This is a genomic window from Paenarthrobacter sp. 10L412 (genome assembly GCF_056395565.1).
This window is the reverse complement of the sequence record NZ_JBFTJT010000012.1, coordinates 114,232-134,464: the sequence shown is the minus strand read 5'-3', so window position 1 is coordinate 134,464 and position 20,233 is coordinate 114,232. Positions and strand designations below refer to the sequence as shown.

Genomic DNA, 20,233 nt, shown 5'->3' with positions numbered 1-20,233 from the left:
TCCAATCCGGAGCAGCCACCACGGCGCCCTCAGCCATCCAACAGATCCGGGCAAACTCATCGACGGACGCGCCTTCCGTAGCCAACCGGTCCACGAATGACACTCCGGTTCGGGCCACCAACTCATCGGGGATGTCTGAGCCTGCGCCTACAAACCCCTTGGCGTCGACGCTCTGCCAACAAACAGCCTCAGGATTTGGAGTGGCGTCCACAAGCAGCGGCCCTTCAGACCTCCAACTCCGCAATGCTTCGGCCATCATGGTGGCGGCGGAAAAACTGGACCTTCCCTCCGATGCCCAAATCCTTGGGGTACAAGCCGCGCTTGGCGAATCTTCCCTTGAAAGCAAGGATTTCGGCGACGCCGCGGGGCCGGACTCCCGTGGGCTGTTCCAGCAGCGTGCCAATGGCGCATGGGGCTCTTATGCCGATCGCATGGATCCGTTCATCAGCGCGACCAGTTTCTTCCTAGCTCTGAAGGGCATCAAGGACTGGCAGCTTCTGCCTTCCACCCTGGCCATCCACCAGGTACAGCACAACCAGGATCCAGACCACTACACGAAGTACCGGGAGCTGGCCCAGAAGATCGTGGGTTTCCTGAACTCCCAAGGTCCGCTGACACTCCCTTGTTCCAGCGGCAGCGGCTCGTGGCAAACGTCCGTTGGTAACACTGAGTCCCTACACGTACGGCCAGGACCAGGCACTTTAATGTCCCCACTGGTGAATCTGCGCCCCAGCTCACCCTTCGGGCTACGCACCAGTCCCATCACGGGTGCCCCCGGTGAATTTCATACCGGGCAGGACTTCGCGGCGCCCTGTGGAACCCCGGTTCATTCTGCCGACGACGGCTACGTGCGCGAAGTTGGCTGGCATGCCTGGGGCGGAGGCAACCGGATAGAAATCGATCACGGCAACGGGCTTATCACCACGTACAACCACCTGCAGGCGAGCGCCGTCCGTAAAGGGCAAGTAGTCGAAGCCGGGGAAGTCATCGGATTGGTCGGCTCCACTGGTTCCTCGACCGGATGCCACCTTCACTTTGAAACAATTGTGAATGGCGTGCTGGTGAACCCATCATCGTGGAGCCTGATTCCGTTGGACAGGGAGTCGTCCGTGGATCTGCTCAGGCTCACGAGCTACTCACCAGCAACAGGAACGACGCCGGTTGGCGAGGTTCCGGTGTGGTCGCTCGGCGGCGCGCTTGGCGAGCAGGCGACGTCGGCCCCCGCGACGGCCACGCCGTCGACTCCCGAACCTGCAACGACCCCAACGGCTACGCCCACGCCAACTGCCACGGCTGAACCCACCCCAACTGCGACTGCTACGCCGACGCCGACCCCAACGGCCAGCCCCACCCCCACCGCCGAACCCACGGCATCTCCAACAACTACGCCCACGGCCACGGAAACGCCCACGCCCAGCCCAACGGCCAGCCCAACAGCCAGCCCGACGCCAACCGCCGAACCCTCAGCAACCCCAACGCCCTCATCCGACCCCACGCCACCGCCCACTCCAACAGCTACGGCCGTTCCCACCGCAACCATCACGGCGACCCCAACTACCGAACCCACGTCGACTCCAACCATCACAGCAACCCCAACCACCGGGCCCACACCGACGGCAACCATCACGCCCACGCCCACTCCGACGCCCTGAGCGTGTCCACGAGAAGTGTCCGGCCTTCCGTCTGCTTGCGTGCAAGCAGACGGAAGGCGGGACTTATTCTTACCGGCAGCATTCCTGCTGGCCGACAGCGTTCCCGCTGAGCGGGAGCATTCCTGCTAGCCGGCAGCCGCGATCCTGAACACCATGGTTCGGGCTTCAGGCTTGAGGGCGAAATCCGGCCAAACGTCGGGTCCGCAGGCCCGGGAGCCCAGCCCGTGCTGTGCGGCGTCAAGATAGAGGAAGCTGTTCCGGCTCTGCGGCAATTCATGTGGATGGGCTGCGCCCGTGACCTGCTGCGCCGTATGCCGGGACAACGTGAAGCCAGGGAGTCGATCCCTGGAATCGGGCAGTGCATGGAACGTCACCCAGGGATCCGTACTGTTACGCAGTTCCAAGGATCGGACAGCACTCCTGTGCCCTGTCTCCTGCGGCCGGGCGTAGTTCACGCTGAGCTCGTCGATTGCCGCCGAGTAGCGGCCCACCAGGGCGGCACGCATGCTGTCCGGATACGATTCCCGGGGTCCTGTCCCGAACCAGGAGGCTCCATCCACTGATCCGGGCAGGTCAAACCGCACTCCCAGACGAGGCCACACGATGTCCCAGCCCGAGCTGGGTGCAATGTCCAGACGCAGCCACAGCTCTCCCCCGGATACCTGCCACTGCTCGTCCACGGAAACAGAATGTGCGGTGTCCGCGGCGGCATAGCGGGTGGTGACGAACACGCCGTCGTCGGCCTGCACCACTTTCTCGACGCGGGCCGTCAACCTATCAAGACCCGCCTTGAGCCACACACTCTGATTGGACGGAGCCGGGACGCCGTTGCCATTGTTGAGCCAAGGGTCGCCGAGGTCGTAGCTGCCGAAATTCGAACCTCGATCATTGTCCGTTGGTGCTCGCCACAACTCCAGGCGCGGGCCCGATACCGGCAGTCCAGCGAGGGCAACAAGCCGCCCATCCTCAAACTGGGCAGGTCCCAGGGAGGCAGGACCCAGGGATAAGGTGCCACCTGTCCCGGTCTCCCCGCGCCCAGCCGACGACAGTGGTCGCGGGGCCATAGTGGGACGCCTGGCAGCAGATGCAGTGAAATCCAACTGCACAGTGCAATCCAACTGCGCAGTGGAGATGACATGTCCAGCAGGTGCCCACGCGGTGTCCTTGCGCAGGGCAACCTCAACGGTGAGCCACTGTTCGCTGGCCTTCACCTTACTGAGTGCCCGCAGCGCCGACTCCGGCAGCTCCATAACTGTGGACTCACCGGCAGCGAGTTGACCGCCAGCGGAGGTCACGACGTCGAACGTTCCGGACGCGGTCGCCTCGCCGTCAGTTTCGGTGCGCCAGCGAAGGACGACGTCGGACGCGTCCGCCGAGTGCCGCAGGTTGGCGACTGTGAGCATGGGACGGGTCACGCCGTCGGTGACGGCTGTTTCGAAGCCCAAGCGGAGGGGCGCCACGATCTGTTTGAACTCGAACAGTCCCGGGCTGGGCGTCGAGTCCGAAAGGACCATGCCGTCCATGACGAAATTGCCGTCGTGGACAACCTCACCGAAGTCGCCTCCGTAGGCGAAGAACTCCGTTCCATCAGCGGTGGTGGTGCGGATCCCGTGGTCACGCCATTCCCACACGAAGCCTCCATGCAGCCGCGGGTAGCGGTCCACCAGGTCCTCATATTGGTCGATCGCACCGGGACCGTTGCCCATTGCATGCACGTACTCGCAGAGGATGAACGGTTTGCTGCGTTGGCGCGCCGATTCCGCGGCGGAGCAGCCAAGCAGGAGCGAGCCGGAATCGTCGCGGCCAATGGCTTCGGTTTCGGGGATGGAGGAGTACATGCGCGAGTAGACGTCCGTGTACGCGCCGGTGTAGTCGCCCTCGTAGTGCACTGGACGGCTGGAGTCTCGCGCGTGCGTCCAGGCGGACATTGCCGCAAGGTTGGTGCCGGTTCCTGCCTCGTTACCCAAGGACCACATGACGATTGAGGGATGGTTCTTGTCCCGCTCAACGGTGCGCTCCATCCTGTCCACCAGCGCCTCGCGCCAGGCGGGATCGTCACTGGGATTTCCGGCCCAACGGTGCCGCTCAAAGCCATGTGTTTCAAGATCGCATTCCAGGATCACCCAAAATCCCATTTCATCCGCGAGATCCAGCAGGCGCGGGTGCGGCGGGTAATGGCTGGTGCGGACGGCATTGACGTTGAACTGCTTCATCATGGCCAGATCGGCGCGGGCAAAATCTTCGTCGAAGACGCGGCCACTGTCCGGGTGTGTCTCGTGCCGGTTGACGCCGTGGAACACCACCCGCCGCCCGTTCACGAGGAATTGGTCTCCCCTGATCTCCACGGTACGGAAGCCAATCTTCAAGGAGACCGTTTCGCCCTGGCTGGAGACCGTCGCCGCATACAGCCGGGGGACTTCCGCGGACCAGGGTTCGACGGCGGCAATCGCCACCGGAGCGACGTCCGCCGGGGTTTCCCACACGACGTCAACATCGAGCTCGGGAACGCGGAGGCGCACAGGATAGGCAGCAGGAGCAGCGGCAATTTCGGCGTCGATGATGCCTGAACCGGAGTCGCTGGTGCCTTCAAATGGGGTCCGCAACCAGACGTCGTCGATACCTGCTTGAGGACGGGCCTGAAGCGTGACGTCGCGGAAGATGCCCGGCATCCACCACTGGTCCTGGTCCTCGACGTAGCTCGAAGCAGACCACTGATGGACGCGGACGGCGAGGACGTTTTCTCCAAGACGGACTGCCTCGGTGACGTCGAATTCCTGGGCCAGCCGGCTTCCCGTGCCGACGCCGATCACTGTTCCGTTGACCCACACTTTGTAGCGGGACTCCACCCCGTCAAAGCGCAAGACGATCCTCTCCGCACTTGCCCAGTCAGCAGGAATGGTGAAGGTCCGACGGTAGTCGCCCGTTGGATTCTCGTCCGGCACGTGGGGTGGCTCGGTGGGAAAAGGGAACTGGACGTTGGTGTAGATGGGGCGGCCATAGCGGCCCTCACCTTCCAGGACCCAGTGGGAAGGAACCGGGATTTCATCCCAGTCGGAATCATCCAGACCTTCGTCAGCGACTCCTTCTACCTGCTCGCCGGCGGGCAGGACTCCCCTGCCGCCGGGCGTTCCGGGCGCACCGGGCAGCAACCGGAATCTCCACAAGCCGTTGAGTGGGATCGTGGGCGCGTCACTCCGTAGCCAGGAGCGGGCCGGCAGGCGATTGCCGGAGCCGGGGCCGGGATGGGTGATGTAGGAAGTGCCGGCAAACAAGGCCGAAGATGTCGATTCCACGTGGCTCCTTCAAGCGTCCACTGCAGGGTTGGGTGTGACCACGCTAACACAAATTTCGAGTAATTACTCTAATTTCAGAATTCCAATCCCCGCCCGCTGTACACTGACTTGCCATGACCACAAAGGACACGGCGAGCGCCAAGCGGGGACCCTATGCCAAGGCGAAGGAAAAGAGACGACTCATCCTCGACTCCGCCCACGCCGTGTTTGCGGCGAAAGGGTATTTGGGCGGCTCGCTGCAGGACGTTGCCAACCAAGCGGGCATGAGCCAGACCAGCCTCCTGCACTATTTCCCGTCCAAAAGCGATCTCCTGATGGGCGTCCTGGAGTGGCGCGACGAACTGACCGGAAGCGAGAATCCCTCGGCCGAGGAAGAGTCGCTTCAGGATGCCGTGATTCGCACGGCGCTCCATAACGAGAAGATTCCAGGCGTCATCGAGCTCTACACAGTGCTGTGCGCGGAATCGATCACGAATGCCCATCCCGGACGTGATTACTTCACCGAACGCTTCGAACGCATACGGGCAAGCTATAGGCGCTCTTTCTCGACCTTGGCCCAGGAAGGCAAGCTCCGGCCCGGCGTGGATCCAGCGTGGGCAGCCACGTCCCTGGTGGCCCTTTGGGACGGACTTCAAACCCAGTGGCTGTTGGCACCTGACGCCATAGATGTAGCAAAAACCCTGCGCGGCTTCTTCGAACTGGTCCTACTGCCTGAAGCGTGACGGGCCGAAAACCTGCTATGCGTTGCCGTTCCAGCCCCCTAGTGCATTCCAAATTGGTAGTTGAACGGCACAGCTTCGCCCGGACAGACTTCTTCCCAGAGCGCCGCGATGGCATCCTCTCCCTCGCGGAGGTCCGGTATCTCCACCCCTTCGCGCAGGATGGCTGCTGCCCCGCCCGCCTTGCCCACCCGGGCCAGTGCCAGGGCCCTGAGGAACCTCAAACGCCCGACGGCGGCGCCCTCCCTGGGTGCGGACTCCAGCAGTTCCAGCGCCTGGGCCGGATCATCATGGCGGATGCTGAGTGTCACTGCCTCGGTAAGTAACGCTGTGTTGGCGGAGTCGGCTTGAGCACCGCTTCTGAGTTCATCCAGGCCCTCGCGATCCGCGTCCTGGGCCAGTAACGCCAGCCCCAATCCACGATGTGCGAGCGCCAAAGTCTCTGGCCGAACGCCCCCGGCAGCAAGCACCTCGCGGTAGGCCGCCTTGGCTCCCTCCAGATCTTGCCTGGCATGCCTCATCGTGGCCACATGGAAGCGCGCCTCAGGACTTTCTTGTCCCTCCAGCAGCTCCTCCCAGTCAGCTCCGGCCACAAAGCTGGGCGCGCCGTCGAACGTTTTTCCCTTCAGCAGGTCCAGCCATGGTTCCTGCTCAGCTGTAATGCTTTCAGCGACGAACGGGGTGCCGCTCTCGTCAATCCAGCCTTTGCCCGTCCGACGCCGCCGCGCCCGTTCCACCACTCCCCAGCCACTGCCGTGGAGCAGCATGGTGGACGGCGGGACGTCACCATCGGTGGTCGCGGCGGGCAGCATTGCCTCCAGGTCCTCATGCGCCAGGAGCTCCTCGAGCCGTTGGCCGGCGTGGACTACGGCAGCATTCCAGTCCGATCCGTGAGCTGTATCCGGGTCCAGGTGCCCGTTCCCGTACGCTTCCACCCAGGACCATTCCGCACCCGCCGGCATGGCCAAATGCTCAAACTGGGTTCTCGCCAACCCCGCTTGGATCTCGGCGTAAGGGCCAGCACCCGGGCTCAACCACTGCTGCCACCGTTTGCCGCCCTGGCCTTGTCCCCAGACGAAAAGCTTCTTGCCCCTCAGCCGGCTGGTGGACAGCATCGCCAGCCCATCGCCGTCGTCGTCCGCAGCCACAACCCAGCGACGTTCGGAAGGATCAATATCAAAGAAGAAGTCGGCAGCATGCGGGCTGTTGACCAACCACGTGCCGTCGTAGCCGTTGTGGTCCGTGGGCCGGACACGGGTGATGTCCGTGGCGTAGTCGCTGCCAAATGCTTCGTCTGCCGGGGCGATCACGCGGGTGCGGTCCGTCTCCGGAATGGCCGCGTTGCTCCACCAGTACATGGGAACGTCGTGGTCATTGGGGTTGCGGATACGCACTGCCGCAAAGAGCACCTCCGATTCGGCAGGCAACCATATGTCCACTTGGAAGACCACTTCCCGGAGTCGCTCGAACTCCCACACGCGGAGGATGTGCTTTCCGTCCGAGGTATGGATGATCGCGGTATGCAGAGGATCGCAACTGGTGGGTGAGTGACCGCGCGTGCCAATGTTCCACTCCAAACCGCCCGCGAACCACGCCTTTCGCAGCGCGATGTTGGCCAGCTGGGGCGCGTCGTGCGTGTGGAGGAGCTGCTTTCCCGTCACTTTGTCGAACAATTCCCAGATACGGCCGCCCAGCGACGGTATGACCGTCGCCCGGAGTTTGCTGTTCTCAAGCACGACGGCGGGCAGCTCCCTGGGTGCCGCTTCCCGGCTGTAGCCGTCCTGCATGAGGTACGGGTAAACGTTGGCCACCACTCCATAGCGGGCCGCCGCTTGGAGCTCTTCCGGCACGCCCTCGCCCACGGTATAAGGCTGATCGAGTTCCGCAGCCACCACCGGCAAGGGGTTCAGTAGGCCAATATCTGCCATCGTCAGCGAAATGGTGGTGACGGTGAGGTTGGAAGGTGAGATGACAGCCATGTCAGGATCCGTTCGTGAGGAATTCAACGTCCACACCCACAGTCTCCTCGGACCGGGAAGCCAGCGCTAGAGCGGATAATTGCTTACGAATCGTAAGTTTCGTAAGTTTGAGGAATGACCGTAAAAACTGCAAATGAAGCCAGAATGCACTGGTCAGAACTCATTGACGCCGTGCGGCAGGAACCCGTCCACATCACCCGCCGCGGCCGCCCGGTAGCCGTAGTTGTTGACCCGGACTTCTACGAACGAGCCGTGGCAGCGCTTGAAGACGCTGAAGACCTGGCCGATACACACACGGCGAAGACCGAAACAGAACCACGCGTCACTCACGCGGAGTTGCTGCGTGAGCTTGGAATCGAGGCGTGAGCGCAGACTTCAACATCACCTACACGGCCACGGCGGCGAAGCAGATCCGCAAACTGGACAAATCCGCCCAGGTGAGGGTGTTGAAGACCGTGGAAATACTGGGGGCCACTCCACGGCCACCCAAAGCGACCCAACTCGTTGGCGGCGATGGACAATGGCGAATCAGGGTCGGCGATTACCGTATCGTCTACGAAATCCACGACCACGAACTCTTGATCCTGGTTGTGAAGGTAGGACACCGCAAGGAAATCTACCGACACTAAAAGCTCCCTCTGCCGTTCGGGGAGCCCCGGGGTTAGGAGAAGGAGCTGACAACCAGGTTCCGCACAATGGCGGTTCCGCCGTCCACCCGCAACTCGGTGTCGAGGCTCCCGGGCAGGGGAAAAACAAGATCGCTCAGGACAACCCTGCCGTCTTGGGCGAAGACCTCCACTGATTGGTCCACGATAATACGCAGCCTCAGCACGCCGCCGTCGAGCCTCACGGGCGCCGACTCCGCCGACGCGAACTTTTCGTGGAAGCCGGTGTTTCCGGAGTTTCGTCGATCCAGGGTGAGCTGGCTCGTCTCGGCGTCAAAGCTGAGAACCGTTGCGGCGCTCCCGTCCGGGGCGCCGAGCAGCCTGAAAGCAATGGTCCGGGCCGAGCCCGCCAGGATCTCTGCCTCGATCAGCTGGGCTGATCCGGGCACGGCGTCGGGCAGTTGCACTGCGGAGTCGTTAACTTCGGCATCCTGGATAATGCTGGCAGGTTTTCCAGATCCCAGCGGCAACACCGGCCGCTGCACCAGGCGCGGCAAACCGTCCACTGTTGCGAGTTCAACGTCGCGGGCAAGCGACATGCCGGAGCGCCACGGGGCCGTTGGCAAGGAGTTGGCATAGTCCCAGTTGTTCATCCAGCCGATCATGATGCGGCGGTTCTCCGGGACATTGCTGAAAGAGACCGCGGCGTAGTAGTCACGCCCCCAGTCGAGCCAGAGGCATTGCCTGAGATCCATGGTTCCGTCGGCACCGGGTGAAACGAGCGAATCAGGATCGGCAGTGAACTGCACGCCATCGAAGTGCCCCACGAAGTACTGTCCTCCGGAGCCACCGGCCACGGCGCCAGGATTGACGTTGACAACCAGGACCCACTTGACGTTCTCCGGGTTCCTGTCGACGGGTAGCGGGAAGAGGTCCGGGCATTCCCATTCGCCTTCGGCCGAGTTGGCGGGGCCGAAGGTGCTCAGGTAGTCCCAGTCCTTAAGGTTCGCCGAGCTGTACATGACAACCTGCTGATGCTGGGCCTCCACGGCCACCATGACCCAACAGGAGCCGGCAGATCCCTCATAGCGGAACACCTTGGGATCCCGGAAATGGGCCGAGTCACGGCCAAGCACCGGGTTGCCTGCATATTTGCTCCACGTCATGCCGCCATCCGTGGAGAACGCGAGTGACTGGGCCTGTGTCCCCCGATGCGCCGAGCCTTCCTTGAAGGCGCTCGTGTAGATGGCCACCAACGCCGGATCTTCCTCTGTGCCGAATCCTGATGTATTGCCGTGGTCCACCACGATGCTGCCGGAAAAGACGTCTTCTTCCTCGTCGCAGGCGATGGCAACCGGGTGTTCAGTCCAGTGCAGGAGGTCAGCCGAGGTGGCGTGCCCCCAGGACATGTTGCCCCAGACGTTGTCGAAGGGGTTGTTTTGGTAGAAGAGATGGTAAATGCCGTTGTGCCAAAGCAGTCCGTTGGGATCGTTCAGCCAGGTGTTCTTGGCCGTGTAGTGAAGTATTGGGCGCATCGTTGAGGCGGCGTCTTCGCCAGGAACAGCACGGTGCGTTGTTGTTTCAGTCATCGGAGGTCTTTCGGGAGGGAAGCGACGGAATCGCGAAGAACCATGGGGCATGGAAGAACGGTGGGGTGGGTGGCGAACAGCTGCAGGTCGGTTTTCCCTTCGATGGCATCGATCAGGTTTTCCGTTGCCCAGGCACCCATTTCGTAGTGCGGCAGGGCGACCGTTGTCAGCGCCGGGTACAGGTTTTCGGCAATGAGTTCCTGGTTGTCGAAACCGACGAAGGAGATGTCATCCGGAATCCGCAGGCCAAGTTCCGCAGCGGCCCGGTACGCACCCATGGCCATACGGTCGTTGTAGCAGAACACGGCCGTTGGCCGGCTCTCGGATTTCAGCATCCGCAGCGCCGCCTGGTAGCCACCGGGCATCTCCGAGATCTCGGACTGGACCAGTTCTTCGTGGAACGGCAGCCCGGCGTCTGCCAACGTCTCCTTGAAAGCCCTCAATCGGGAGTGGGTTGCGGGCACGTCGTCGGTGTTGTTGAGCATCCCGATCCGGGTGTGACCGGCGTCGATCAGTGTCTGCACTGCGGACCTTGCCCCGCCCACTTCGTCGGGGATGACGGAGGAAACAGTTTGGCTGATGTCTTCGGAGTCCACCAGGACTGCAGGCAGTCCAGCAAGGTTCTTGGGGACAGCCAGCTTCCGGTGATACATCGTGGCGTAGAGGATGCCATCCACTTGCCGGTCCAGCAGATCCGCCACCTGGCTTTCCTTGGACTCCTGGGAGCTGGTGCTGGTGGAGTTGATGATCATGATGTTGTAGCCCCGGCGTTTCGCAGTTTCCTCTGCGCCCAGGATGATCCTGCCTGCATGCGGCGTGGTGGCGATTTCCTCGCTGATGAACCCGAGCATCCCTGAACGTTGTGTCCGCAGGGCCTGGGCCAGGCGGTTCGGGCCGTATCCCAGGCGATGCGCAGCCTCCTGGACCCGCTCCCGCGTTCTTGCGCCAACGCGGGCGTAGGCGACGTCGTTGAGGACGTGGGAGACGGTGGTGACCGAAACTCCGGCCTCTGCCGCCACGTCTTTGATACCCACTGATCTATTGGTCATTGGTCCCCCACGTCCTCATGATGTTGGTGCTGATCCTGCGATCGAATCAGCATGTGCGGCCTGGAAACCCACTGTTGGTGTGGCCCTCAAGGCGTTGACAGCCCTGTCTGCAATAACCTGGTCGTCGGTTCCGGAATCAAGAATCGTGTTCCGGGAAGATCCGGGATCGACCAGGACGGCCGTAACGGCGAGCCCGTCGGAAGCACCCGTGGTCAACAGGGCGTCCACCTGGGCAGAGAAGCAGGAATCACTGGACGTGGCGTGAACGTCCATCGCCACCACGTGGTTGTTGGAGACGAAGTTTCCAGCCCCCTCCAGCAACCGGATGATGACCGGCGTCGCTCCTGCGGGACGGATGCTCTCTGCGTCGATGACCTCGGAGAAGTGGTTGCCCACCACAGAGTTGTTGCTCCCGCTCACGCAGAGAAGCCCGTAAAGGTCGTCCAGCCCGTTATCGACTCCCAGGAAGGGTGTCCAGGGCTCATGGTCACGCAGGAAGTGATTCGTTGCCACTAGGTTCTCGGAACTGTTCTCTGCGAGAACCACCATCCCGGGGTAGAACGAATGCAGCCGGTTGTTGGTGACGCTTGAACGCGTGACGCTGTCCAAATGGATGCTGCTGGCACCCCTGGGGAAGATGTTGTTCGCGGTTATCAAGAGCCCGCCATGGCTCTTGGCATAGATCGAGTGGCCCTTGAAACCTGCTCCGATCAAGTTGTCGGTAATCTTTGACGCCTGTCCCCAACCGCGCAACTCAATGCAGCTCCCGCATTCAGCGATGAAGTTATCGTGAATGGAAAGCGCGTCAGCGTTGTGGATAGTGAGGGCGTTCTCCAGGTAGATGAACCCCATCCCCGTGACGCGGAATGAATCATTGGCGCTCGCCACGTAGATACCGGTCTTGCCATTCACATACGTGTTCTCCGGCGGCAGGTCCGAGCCATCAGGGGTGAAGCGCAAGCCGTCGATGCAGAAGTTGGAGAACTCCACCGAGCTGATCCGTGGGCTCCCGCTTCGCTCAACGTAGAAGGCGGCTCCCTTGGCTTCGGTCGCGCCCTCCCCGACCACGCCGTTCCTGTCAGCGTCCGCGTCCAGTGGAAGATCGACAATAACGCGACTTCCTCCGGGCCACAGCTCATGCAGATCAGGCCACTCGTCTTCGGGGACGTTGAACCGAATGCTCGAGGAAGTAAAGCCGTGCCCCGAACCCTCGATCCTGAGGAAGCTGATATCGATCAGCACCTGCGTACGGAGGTGGTAGTCCCCTGGCGGAAGGTAAATCACCGCTCCTGGCTTTCCTCCATTGTTCACATCACTGGCTGCCTGCCGGGCCTTGACGTCGGCGATGATGCTGTTGATCACTTCACCGACGTCCTCGGACGGATTACCGACCGGCCACGTAGTCACGTCGTAGTAGTTGTTGCTTGACATAGCTTCTGCCCTTTTTGTGGTGTGGTTTCTCAGCCCTTGACGGCTTCTTAGCCCTTGACGGCGCCGAGCGTCATGCCTGCGACGATCTTGCGCTGCAGGAGAAGGGTGAGAAGGATGACCGGGATCGAGTACACGGCGGCCAGCGCCGTCATGGATCCCCAGTCCAGGCCGAACTGGGTCTGGAAGTTCGCGATGACCACTGGAGTGGTCTGCGAGCGGATGGCGGTCATCAGCAGCGCGAAGAGGAACTCGTTCCATGAGGCCAGGAAAGCGAAGATCGCGGTGACGGCGATGCCTCCGGAAACCACCGGGATCACCACCCGCCAGAGCGCACCGAGCCTGCTGCAGCCATCCACGGTTGCTGCCTCTTCCAGGTCGCGGGGAACAGCCTCAAAGAAGCTGGACATCAGCCAGATGGAGAGCGGCAGGGAAATGGTGGTGTGGGCAATGGACAACGCGATCGGCGTATCCGCCAAACCAGCCGAAGCCATCATGGATGCCAGCGGGATACCGATTGCTACCGGCGGCACCATGCGGGTGACCAGTGCGGCCATGATGAACACCCTGCCGCTCGGAGTCTTGTAGCGCGTGATGCCGTAAGCCGCCGGGACAGCCAGCACCAGCGAAAGCAGGGTGCTGATGATCGCGGTCTGGATGCTGTTGATGAACGAAGCCAACACACCGCTGCGGCCCAGGGCGTTCGCGTAATTCTCCAGCGTCCATTCCTTGGGAAGGATGGTGGGTGGAACGGCGATGGTATCGATCGGGGTTTTGAAGGACGTAAACAGCAGGTACAGGAATGGGAACCCGTACAGCACCATGGCTGCGGCCAGCAGGATCCACAGGATGGTACGCGTGCTGCGACGTCCAGCCTCAAGGCCTTCGCGGTTTACACCACGACGCTTGCGCGGGGCGCTTGGCTCAGTAGCCCCCGACGGCGGCCGCACAGTTTTGCCTGTCGGGTCACCGGGTGTTTGCTTCGCTGATTGCGTCTGCTCGGCTGCTTGCGCGTGCTTGGCTGCTGTGAGCCGGGCGACCATGGCCGCGCGACGCGGCCCGTTGCCAGCAGCGGAAGCCGGTGTCCCGCCGTCGTGCGCGGTTTCTGCGGCGCTCATCAGTTGTCCTTCCCTGGCCGCCAGATGGTGGCCACCGCGAAGAATGCGACGGCGAGCATCGCCAGCAGGTAGATGGTGCCCATGGCGCTGGCCAGGCCGGGATCGCCGAAGCGGATCATGGTCCGGTAGATCAGCAGGCTCATGGTTTCGGAAGCGGACTGCGGGCCGCCGTTGGTTTGGATGAGGATGGTGTCAAAGGCCCGGGCGGCATCGATTCCGCGGACCACCAGTGCCACGGCGATCACCGGGCGGAGGAGCGGAAGGATGATCTGGAACAGAAGCGCCGGTGCCTTGGCGCCGTCCAGGCGGGCTGCCTCGATGAGGTCGCCGGGGATGTTTTGGAGGCCGGCGAATAGGACCAGGCACATGAAGGACGTCGTGAGCCAGATGTCCGGGACGGCCACCGAGAACAGCACGATGTTCGGGTCCGAGAGCCAGCCGATCTGGTTGGGGTTGGAGAGGATGCCTGCTTGGTGCAGGATGGTCCCGATGAGGCCGAAGTTATCGATCATGAGGAACTTCCAGAGCAGGCCGGCCACGATCGGCGCAATCATCAGCGGGTAAAGGAAGACCGTTCGCCAGATCTGGGACTTGCGTCCGAGCGTGGTGAACAGGAGGGCCATCCCCAGGCCGAGCGCGAACTCGAGCGTCACCACCACTACTGTGTAAGCCAGGGTTCGCCAGCCGGCACCCATGAAGGCTTCGGAGGCGAACGCCGCCGCATAGTTTTGGAATCCGACAAAGTCACGCGGGCCGCCCGCGATGGGCGAGATCTTGAAAAAGCTGTCTGCGACGAGGCGGAACAGCGGGTAGGCCACAAACACGGCCAGGAACAGTGCCGCTGGGGTCATGAGGTATAGGGCGAAGCGGCGATCGGAGATACGCACGATTTTCTCTTCTGTTTGTTGGGGCCGCGGCCGGCACCGGCTGAGTCGGCTGGTGCCGGCCGCGGAGTCTTTACTTGAGGAGGTCCTGGATCTGCTTCTTGGCGTCAGCCAGGAGGGTGGCGGAGTCGCCGCCAGCTACAGCCTTCTGCAGGAGCGGAACCAGCACGGTGTCCACAATCTGCTGCCACTTGGCTGTTGCCGGACGCGTTGCGGTTGCCTTGCCGTTGAGCGTTTCGATCAGCGGCTTGAAGCTCTCGTAGCCCGGCTGGTTCTGGTACTTCTCAAACGCTGAGATGCGCGAGGCGAGTCCGAGGCTGGATTCCACACCCATGCTGTTGTAGTCGTACGCGCACTTGATGAACTTCTTGGCTGCATCCGCGTTCTTGGTCGCCTTGGGTACGGACAGGTACCACGGGCCCGGAACACCCGCGACGCCGGCGCTGCCGCCAATCATCGCTGCAGCTCCCACCTTGCCTGCAACGGGAGAGTCCTTGGGGATCTGCCGGTAGGCGTGGGCCCAGAAGCGGGTCATGGCGGTCTTGCCCTGGTTGAACAGGTTCTGTGCCGCAGCCCAGTCAACCTGTGCAGCACCCGGAGGGGCGTCCTTGGTGAGGCTGACGTAGAAGTCGAGCGCTTCCTTGTGGGCGGCGTTATCGATGATCACGTTGTTGTTCGCATCAAGGACCATCGGCGAGCCGGCCTGCAGGACGTGGGCAAGCCATTCCGTTTCCACGGCGCCCTTCACGTCCGTGCCATACATGCCGTCCTTGGTGAAGAATTCGGAGATGTCTTGGTACTGCTTCCACGTGGTGGGAGCTGCCAGGTCGTAGCCGTACTTTGCCTTGAAATCTGCCTTGTTCTTGGCGTCCTCGAAGAGATCCTTGCGGTACAGGATGATCTCTGCGTTGGTCCATGCCGGCATTCCGATGAAGTGGCCGTCAACGTTGGCTTCCTTCACGAGGGCGGGGAAAATGTCCTTCTTGGCTTCATCGGTGAACAGTTCATCGATTGGCTGGACTGCATCCTTGAAGCTGGGGAGCCACACGGAGTCCAATGCCGCGACGTCGAAGGAGACATTGCCGGAGGAGAACTCACTGGAGAGCCGGTTGAACATGCCGTCATAGGGCAGTTCGACGAAGTTGACGTCAAGGCCGGTGTCTTTCTTGCATTGCTGGGCAACGCCTGTGAGCTCGGCGTGGCCTCCTGCTTCCACCAGGACATTGACTGTGCTGGATGCGCTTCCGGATGTTGGTGCGGGGCCCCCGGCACCGCAACCAGTAGCAGCGAGTGCGACGGCAGTGCAGAGGCCGCCGAGTGTGACGAGCCTGGAGATGGTCTTTCGAGTGGACATCGCTGTCGACTTTCTCTTGGAACGGGATTGAAAGAATCTTTGGGGATGGAGAATCGTTTTGCCAAAACGACTTGGCAACACCATAGGCCCGATTTCGGCAGTATGTCAAGCGTCACATTTTGGCCAGTTTGGCGTCTTGACGCGCCGGATGCGCCAGCCCTAGAGTCATCGACGCTAGCAGATAAACCGTTTTGGCATATTTTGGCCGATTTGGCAGTTTTTGGCATCCGCTGTGCCCAGTGGGCATCCCCTTCAAAGGAGAACGTATGAAACCCATCCCGGACATCAGCCGGCGAATTGTGCTCCGCGCGCTTACGGCGTCGGCCGCCGTCGCCTTCGCCGTCGCGGCCACCGGCAACGCTGCTGCCGCAGCATCTGAACAAGTGTCAGCAGCGCCCGACGCCGGTCCCCGGCAACAGGGGCACCGCCACCTGATCGGCGTCCTGTAAAGCGACCGTCTATAGAGCAGCCGTCTGTAGAACCACCCTTCTGTAGAACCACCCGGAACCGCCGGAGGCGTGCGGCAGCATGCGTCCAAGCGAGGCACGAGCGAGCATGCAGAGCACGGCGCTCGCGGTTCCGGACGCACTTGAAGAGAAGCAGCACAGTTCAGTCCCCCAACGATGTGAGGAGAACCAGCTTTGACCACCGTCTATGACGTCACCACCTGGAGCGTGCCAGGGAATCCGTCCGCTACCCCGTACAACGACATCGGGCTCATCATTAACAGCATCATCGCTGACATCAAGAGCCAGCAGACCAGCCAGGCGTCCAAGCCCGGTGCCGTGATCTACATCCCGCCGGGAGACTACTCCTTGAAGACCCGGGTTAATGTGGACATCAGCTTCCTGACCATCCGCGGATCGGGCCATGGCTTCACCTCGTTAAGCATCCGCTACAACGCCGGCAATACGTCGGGCTGGCACGAGATCAACCCCGGTGCCAGCCGCGTCAGGGTGGAAAACACCGATGGAAACACCGACGCCTTCCGGGTCTACCGCACAGGCGACCCACGGATCAGCGCGGTGGTGTTCGAGAACTTCTGCCTTGACGGCGTGTCCTTCGGTTCCAACGAAAACGACTACACCAACGGCAAAACAGGCATCCGCTTCGATTCTGCCAACGATTCCTGCCGGGTGGAACGCATGGGGATGGTGTACCTCGAGCATGGGCTTGTGGTGAGGGACACCGATGCCCTGAGCGTCAGCAGCAACTTCCTTGCCGAATGTGGATCCTGCGTGGAGCTGACAGGATCAGGCCAGGCCTCGAAAGTTACTGACAACCTCGTTGGTGCCGGCTTCGTGGGATTCTCGATCTTCGCCGAGGGGCACATGGGGTTGCTGGTCACGGGCAACAACGTCTTCCCCCGGGGCAAGAGCAGCGTGCACTTCAAAGACTGCACCCGCTCTTCCATCACCTCCAACCGCTTCCATGCCTTCTACCCCGGCATGGTGAATTTCGAAGGAAGCTGCACCGAAAACCTCGTTGGAGCCAATCACTTCCTGCGCCAGATGGAACCGTTCGATCCCCTCAAGCCCTACAACAACGGCCTGGATGATCTCTTCGGCCTGGTGCACATCGCGGGCAGCAACAACACCGTGACTGGAAACCACTTCAGCTACGACGTCGCCTCCGGATCGGTCTCGCCGTCGGGGCAGACGCCCACCATCATTTTGGTGGCTTCCGGAAACAACAACTTCATCGCCACTAACAACACCGTCTCGGCCATCGCCGTGCACACCGTAGTCCTGGATGCATCAACTTCCGGGTCCAAGGTGCTGGACAGCGGCGATAGCAACCAGGTGGTTCGGTACGCGTCCAATTATGCGTTCAGGGCAACGCCGTAAACCGAACGCCGCAACAGCACGGCGTCATCGCACGGCATAAGTAACGACGACGGCGGGCGTCGCCCCACGAGGCGGGTCCGCCGTCGTCATCCTGCAACGCAAGCCCTTGACGAAAGGTCTGTCAACGATGACAAGACGCACCAAAGCCCTCATCTCGATCGGGGCGGCCGTGGCACTCACCGCTGCCTCATTCTCCTTTGCAGCCACCGCCCAGGCCACCGACCCGGATCCGGCCACCCACCAATACCGGCCCTACCTGCACTACACGCCGGAAGCGAACTGGATGAACGATCCCAACGGGCTCGTCTTCCACAACGGGAAATACCACATGTATTACCAGTACAACCCCAACGGGACACGCTGGGGTGACATGAGCTGGGGCCACGCCTCCTCCACCGACCTGATCCACTGGGACGAACAACCACTCGCCATTCCGCGGGGCTTCAATGGATCCGGCCAGGTCATCGAGGAAATCTTCTCCGGATCCGTAGTGGTGGACACCCAGAACACCAGCGGGCTCGGGACCCTCCAAAATCCACCGTTGGTGGCCATCTACACGAGCAATTACACTGCGGCCCACCCCACCCTCGCCGGCAAACAAGCGCAGTCGCTGGCGTTCAGCACCGACGACGGACAAACCTGGACCAAGTACGGCAACAACCCGGTCCTGAGCAGGAACACCTCCAGCTTCCGCGACCCCAAAGTCTTCTGGTACGACTCCCCCACTGGTCCGGACTACTGGGTCATGGCAGCCGTTGAAGCCGACGAACACCGCGTCCTCTTCTATAAGAGCAACGACTTGAAGCAATGGACTTATCTGGATGACTTCGGTCCAGCAAATGCGGTCGGCGGGCAGTGGGAATGCCCTGATCTGTTCCCCCTAGCGGTTGACGGAGACCCGAATAACGTCAAGTGGGTCCTCTCCGTGAACATCAATCCTGGAGCCGTCGCCGGCGGCAGCGGCGGACAATACTTCGTTGGAACCTTCAACGGCACGTCCTTCACCGCCGAAAATATAGATCCCGCCAGCCAGCTTCCCCCCGGAAACGTCCTTGCCGGCTTCAACAGTGGCAACTACAGCGGCTGGAACGTCCAGAACGATCCGTCAAACAGTTCCGGGCCCTGGGGAAGCGCCCCCGCCTCCGGAAGTCTTTCAGGACAAATGACGGTTACCGGCACCATCGGAGCCGGGCTGGTTAATGGCTTCCATGGTGGAGATGCTCCCGTGGGAACCATGGAATCAGCACCTTTCACCCTGGACAAGGACTACCTCAACTTCCTCGTCGGCGGCGGAAAACACCCGCAGGAAGCCGGGAAACAGTCGGGAAACCAGGCCCCTCCGGGCTACCTGCTGTTCGACGGCTTCGACTACTCCGGGACCCTCACGCAAGCCGGCTGGCAGCTCACCGGCGACTTCCAAGCGGCACTGAACCCCTCGACGTCGGGCGGTGAATTCGCCATCGGGAAACGGATCAACACTTTCGAAGGCGGCCCGTACCAGGACAATAACGTCGGCACCATCACGTCCCCCGAGTTTTACCTGACCAGCACCAACATCGGCTTCCTCCTGGGTGGCGGCAGCCGCACCAACGGAGAGCTCCAGGTTGAGCTGCTGGTGGGAGGAGTGCCGGTGCGCACCTCAACGGGCACCAATTCGGGCGACCTGAACTGGGAGAACTGGGACGTTTCCCCCTGGTACGGCCAAATCGCCCGCATCCGGGTTGTGGACAACGCAACCGGGCCTTGGGGCCACCTGACACTGGACAACATGGTGTTGGGTTCGGAACCGGCGAAGCCCAGAAGTGCTGAAACCACCGTGAACCTCGTGGTCAATGGTCAAACAGTCCGTACCGCCACCGGCAGCGACTCCGAACATCTGGAGTGGAAAGCCTGGGACGTCAGCGCCTACAAAGGCAGCCAGGCCACCATCAAGATCGTGGACAACAACCGCGGCGGTTGGGGACACATCCTCGCCGACGAATTCGTTTCCTCGGATGCCTCCTACCTGGAGCAGCACGATTGGCTGGACTGGGGCAGGGACTACTACGCCACGGTGTCCTTCAACAATGCTCCAGACGGCAAACGCATCATGCTGGGCTGGATGAACAACTGGGACTACGGCCAGGACACTCCCACCAGCACGTGGCGCGGAACCATGGCGTTGCCGCGTGAAGTCGTCCTTACACAGACGTCCGAGGGCCCGCGGCTGCGGCAGCAGGTGGTGTCCCAAGCCGATGCCTTGAAGAACACGGCAGCAGCGTACACGGCGCCGGCCCAGGACATCACGCCGGGAACAACCACACTTCCCATCACAGGCGATGTGGTCCAGGTTGACGCAGAGTTCTCGCCCGGAACCGCGTCGGCGTTTGGCCTGAAAGTCCTCGACAAGGGAACCGAAGCAACCCGCATCGGCTACGCTCCCTCCACGAAACGGCTTGCCGTCGACAGGACCAACTCAGGCAACGAAGGATTCCATCCAGCCTTCAGTTCAGTAGAGGACCCGCGGGTGGAGTTGATCAATGGCCGGCTTCGCCTTCGCCTGTACGTGGACCGTGCATCTGTGGAGCTCTTCGCCCAGGACGGCCTGACCACCATCACGGACCAAGTCTTTCCAAGCGCTGGGGCGACCCACATCTCGGTCTTCTCAGAAGGAGGAACGGCACGGCTGGAAAGCCTCACGGTTACTCCCCTCAACCAGGCAATGTGGGGCGGCTGA

15 protein-coding genes are annotated in these 20,233 nt (G+C 61.9%); 7 read left to right on the top strand and 8 right to left on the bottom strand.

What is annotated here, in order from left to right; translation table 11 throughout:
* Positions 1-200 precede the first annotated feature (200 nt).
* Complete coding sequence (locus AC1DD7_RS17690; RefSeq protein ID WP_477516010.1) at positions 201-1,652, top strand: M23 family metallopeptidase; 1,452 nt, start codon at positions 201-203, stop codon at positions 1,650-1,652.
* Between the two features lie 125 nt (positions 1,653-1,777).
* Here AC1DD7_RS17690 and AC1DD7_RS17685 read toward each other — a convergent pair whose 3' ends face one another.
* Entirely contained in the window at positions 1,778-4,945 is a 3,168-nt protein-coding gene (locus AC1DD7_RS17685; RefSeq protein ID WP_477516009.1) for a glycoside hydrolase family 2 TIM barrel-domain containing protein, read from the bottom strand.
* Positions 4,946-5,058: 113 nt separating this feature from the next.
* Between AC1DD7_RS17685 and AC1DD7_RS17680 the strand changes: the two genes are divergently transcribed.
* Positions 5,059-5,667 (top strand): TetR/AcrR family transcriptional regulator, encoded by a 609-nt coding sequence (locus AC1DD7_RS17680; RefSeq protein WP_477516008.1) that lies wholly within the window; start codon positions 5,059-5,061, stop codon positions 5,665-5,667.
* Between the two features lie 38 nt (positions 5,668-5,705).
* Here the strand turns inward: AC1DD7_RS17680 and AC1DD7_RS17675 are convergent, their stop codons facing one another.
* Positions 5,706-7,643 carry a DUF5107 domain-containing protein gene (locus AC1DD7_RS17675; protein WP_477516007.1) on the bottom strand — a complete coding sequence of 646 codons (1,938 nt, stop codon included), beginning with the start codon at positions 7,641-7,643 and terminating at the stop codon, positions 5,706-5,708.
* A gap of 114 nt (positions 7,644-7,757) precedes the next feature.
* Between AC1DD7_RS17675 and AC1DD7_RS17670 the strand changes: the two genes are divergently transcribed.
* Positions 7,758-8,009 (top strand): type II toxin-antitoxin system Phd/YefM family antitoxin, encoded by a 252-nt coding sequence (locus tag AC1DD7_RS17670; protein WP_477516006.1) that lies wholly within the window; start codon positions 7,758-7,760, stop codon positions 8,007-8,009.
* Complete coding sequence (locus tag AC1DD7_RS17665) at positions 8,006-8,272, top strand: type II toxin-antitoxin system RelE family toxin (protein ID WP_477516005.1); 267 nt, start codon at positions 8,006-8,008, stop codon at positions 8,270-8,272. The genes AC1DD7_RS17670 and AC1DD7_RS17665 overlap by 4 nt, the downstream gene beginning before the upstream one ends.
* Before the next feature lie 32 nt (positions 8,273-8,304).
* Here AC1DD7_RS17665 and AC1DD7_RS17660 read toward each other — a convergent pair whose 3' ends face one another.
* The 6 genes from AC1DD7_RS17660 to AC1DD7_RS17635 all read right to left on the bottom strand — a co-directional run bounded on the left by AC1DD7_RS17660 (position 8,305) and on the right by AC1DD7_RS17635 (position 15,670).
* Positions 8,305-9,837, bottom strand: coding sequence for a glycoside hydrolase family 32 protein (locus AC1DD7_RS17660; RefSeq protein ID WP_477516004.1), 1,533 nt, complete (start codon positions 9,835-9,837; stop codon positions 8,305-8,307).
* Positions 9,834-10,886: a LacI family DNA-binding transcriptional regulator gene (locus AC1DD7_RS17655; protein WP_477516003.1), complete on the bottom strand. Its 1,053-nt coding sequence runs from the start codon at positions 10,884-10,886 to the stop codon at positions 9,834-9,836. Before AC1DD7_RS17655 ends, AC1DD7_RS17660 begins: the two co-directional genes overlap by 4 nt.
* Before the next feature lie 15 nt (positions 10,887-10,901).
* Positions 10,902-12,317, bottom strand: a complete 1,416-nt coding sequence (locus AC1DD7_RS17650; protein WP_477516002.1) for a NosD domain-containing protein — start codon at positions 12,315-12,317, stop codon at positions 10,902-10,904.
* Positions 12,318-12,364: 47 nt separating this feature from the next.
* On the bottom strand, positions 12,365-13,357 hold the full coding sequence (locus tag AC1DD7_RS17645) for a carbohydrate ABC transporter permease (protein WP_477516033.1): 993 nt from the start codon (positions 13,355-13,357) through the stop codon (positions 12,365-12,367).
* Positions 13,358-13,431: 74 nt separating this feature from the next.
* Positions 13,432-14,319: a carbohydrate ABC transporter permease gene (locus AC1DD7_RS17640; RefSeq protein WP_223936080.1), complete on the bottom strand. Its 888-nt coding sequence runs from the start codon at positions 14,317-14,319 to the stop codon at positions 13,432-13,434.
* Between the two features lie 70 nt (positions 14,320-14,389).
* Positions 14,390-15,670, bottom strand: coding sequence for an ABC transporter substrate-binding protein (locus AC1DD7_RS17635; protein WP_442018291.1), 1,281 nt, complete (start codon positions 15,668-15,670; stop codon positions 14,390-14,392).
* Positions 15,671-15,936: 266 nt separating this feature from the next.
* Here AC1DD7_RS17635 and AC1DD7_RS17630 point away from each other — a divergent pair, with 266 nt between their 5' ends.
* The 3 genes from AC1DD7_RS17630 (at position 15,937) to AC1DD7_RS17620 (ending at position 20,233) form a co-directional block, all read left to right on the top strand.
* The gene (locus AC1DD7_RS17630; protein ID WP_477516001.1) at positions 15,937-16,119 is read left to right on the top strand and encodes a hypothetical protein; all 183 of its coding nucleotides are present in this window, start codon (positions 15,937-15,939) and stop codon (positions 16,117-16,119) included.
* A gap of 192 nt (positions 16,120-16,311) precedes the next feature.
* Positions 16,312-17,517, top strand: a complete 1,206-nt coding sequence (locus tag AC1DD7_RS17625; RefSeq protein WP_477516000.1) for a NosD domain-containing protein — start codon at positions 16,312-16,314, stop codon at positions 17,515-17,517.
* A 127-nt stretch (positions 17,518-17,644) separates the two neighbouring features.
* Positions 17,645-20,233, top strand: a complete 2,589-nt coding sequence (locus AC1DD7_RS17620; protein WP_477515999.1) for a GH32 C-terminal domain-containing protein — start codon at positions 17,645-17,647, stop codon at positions 20,231-20,233.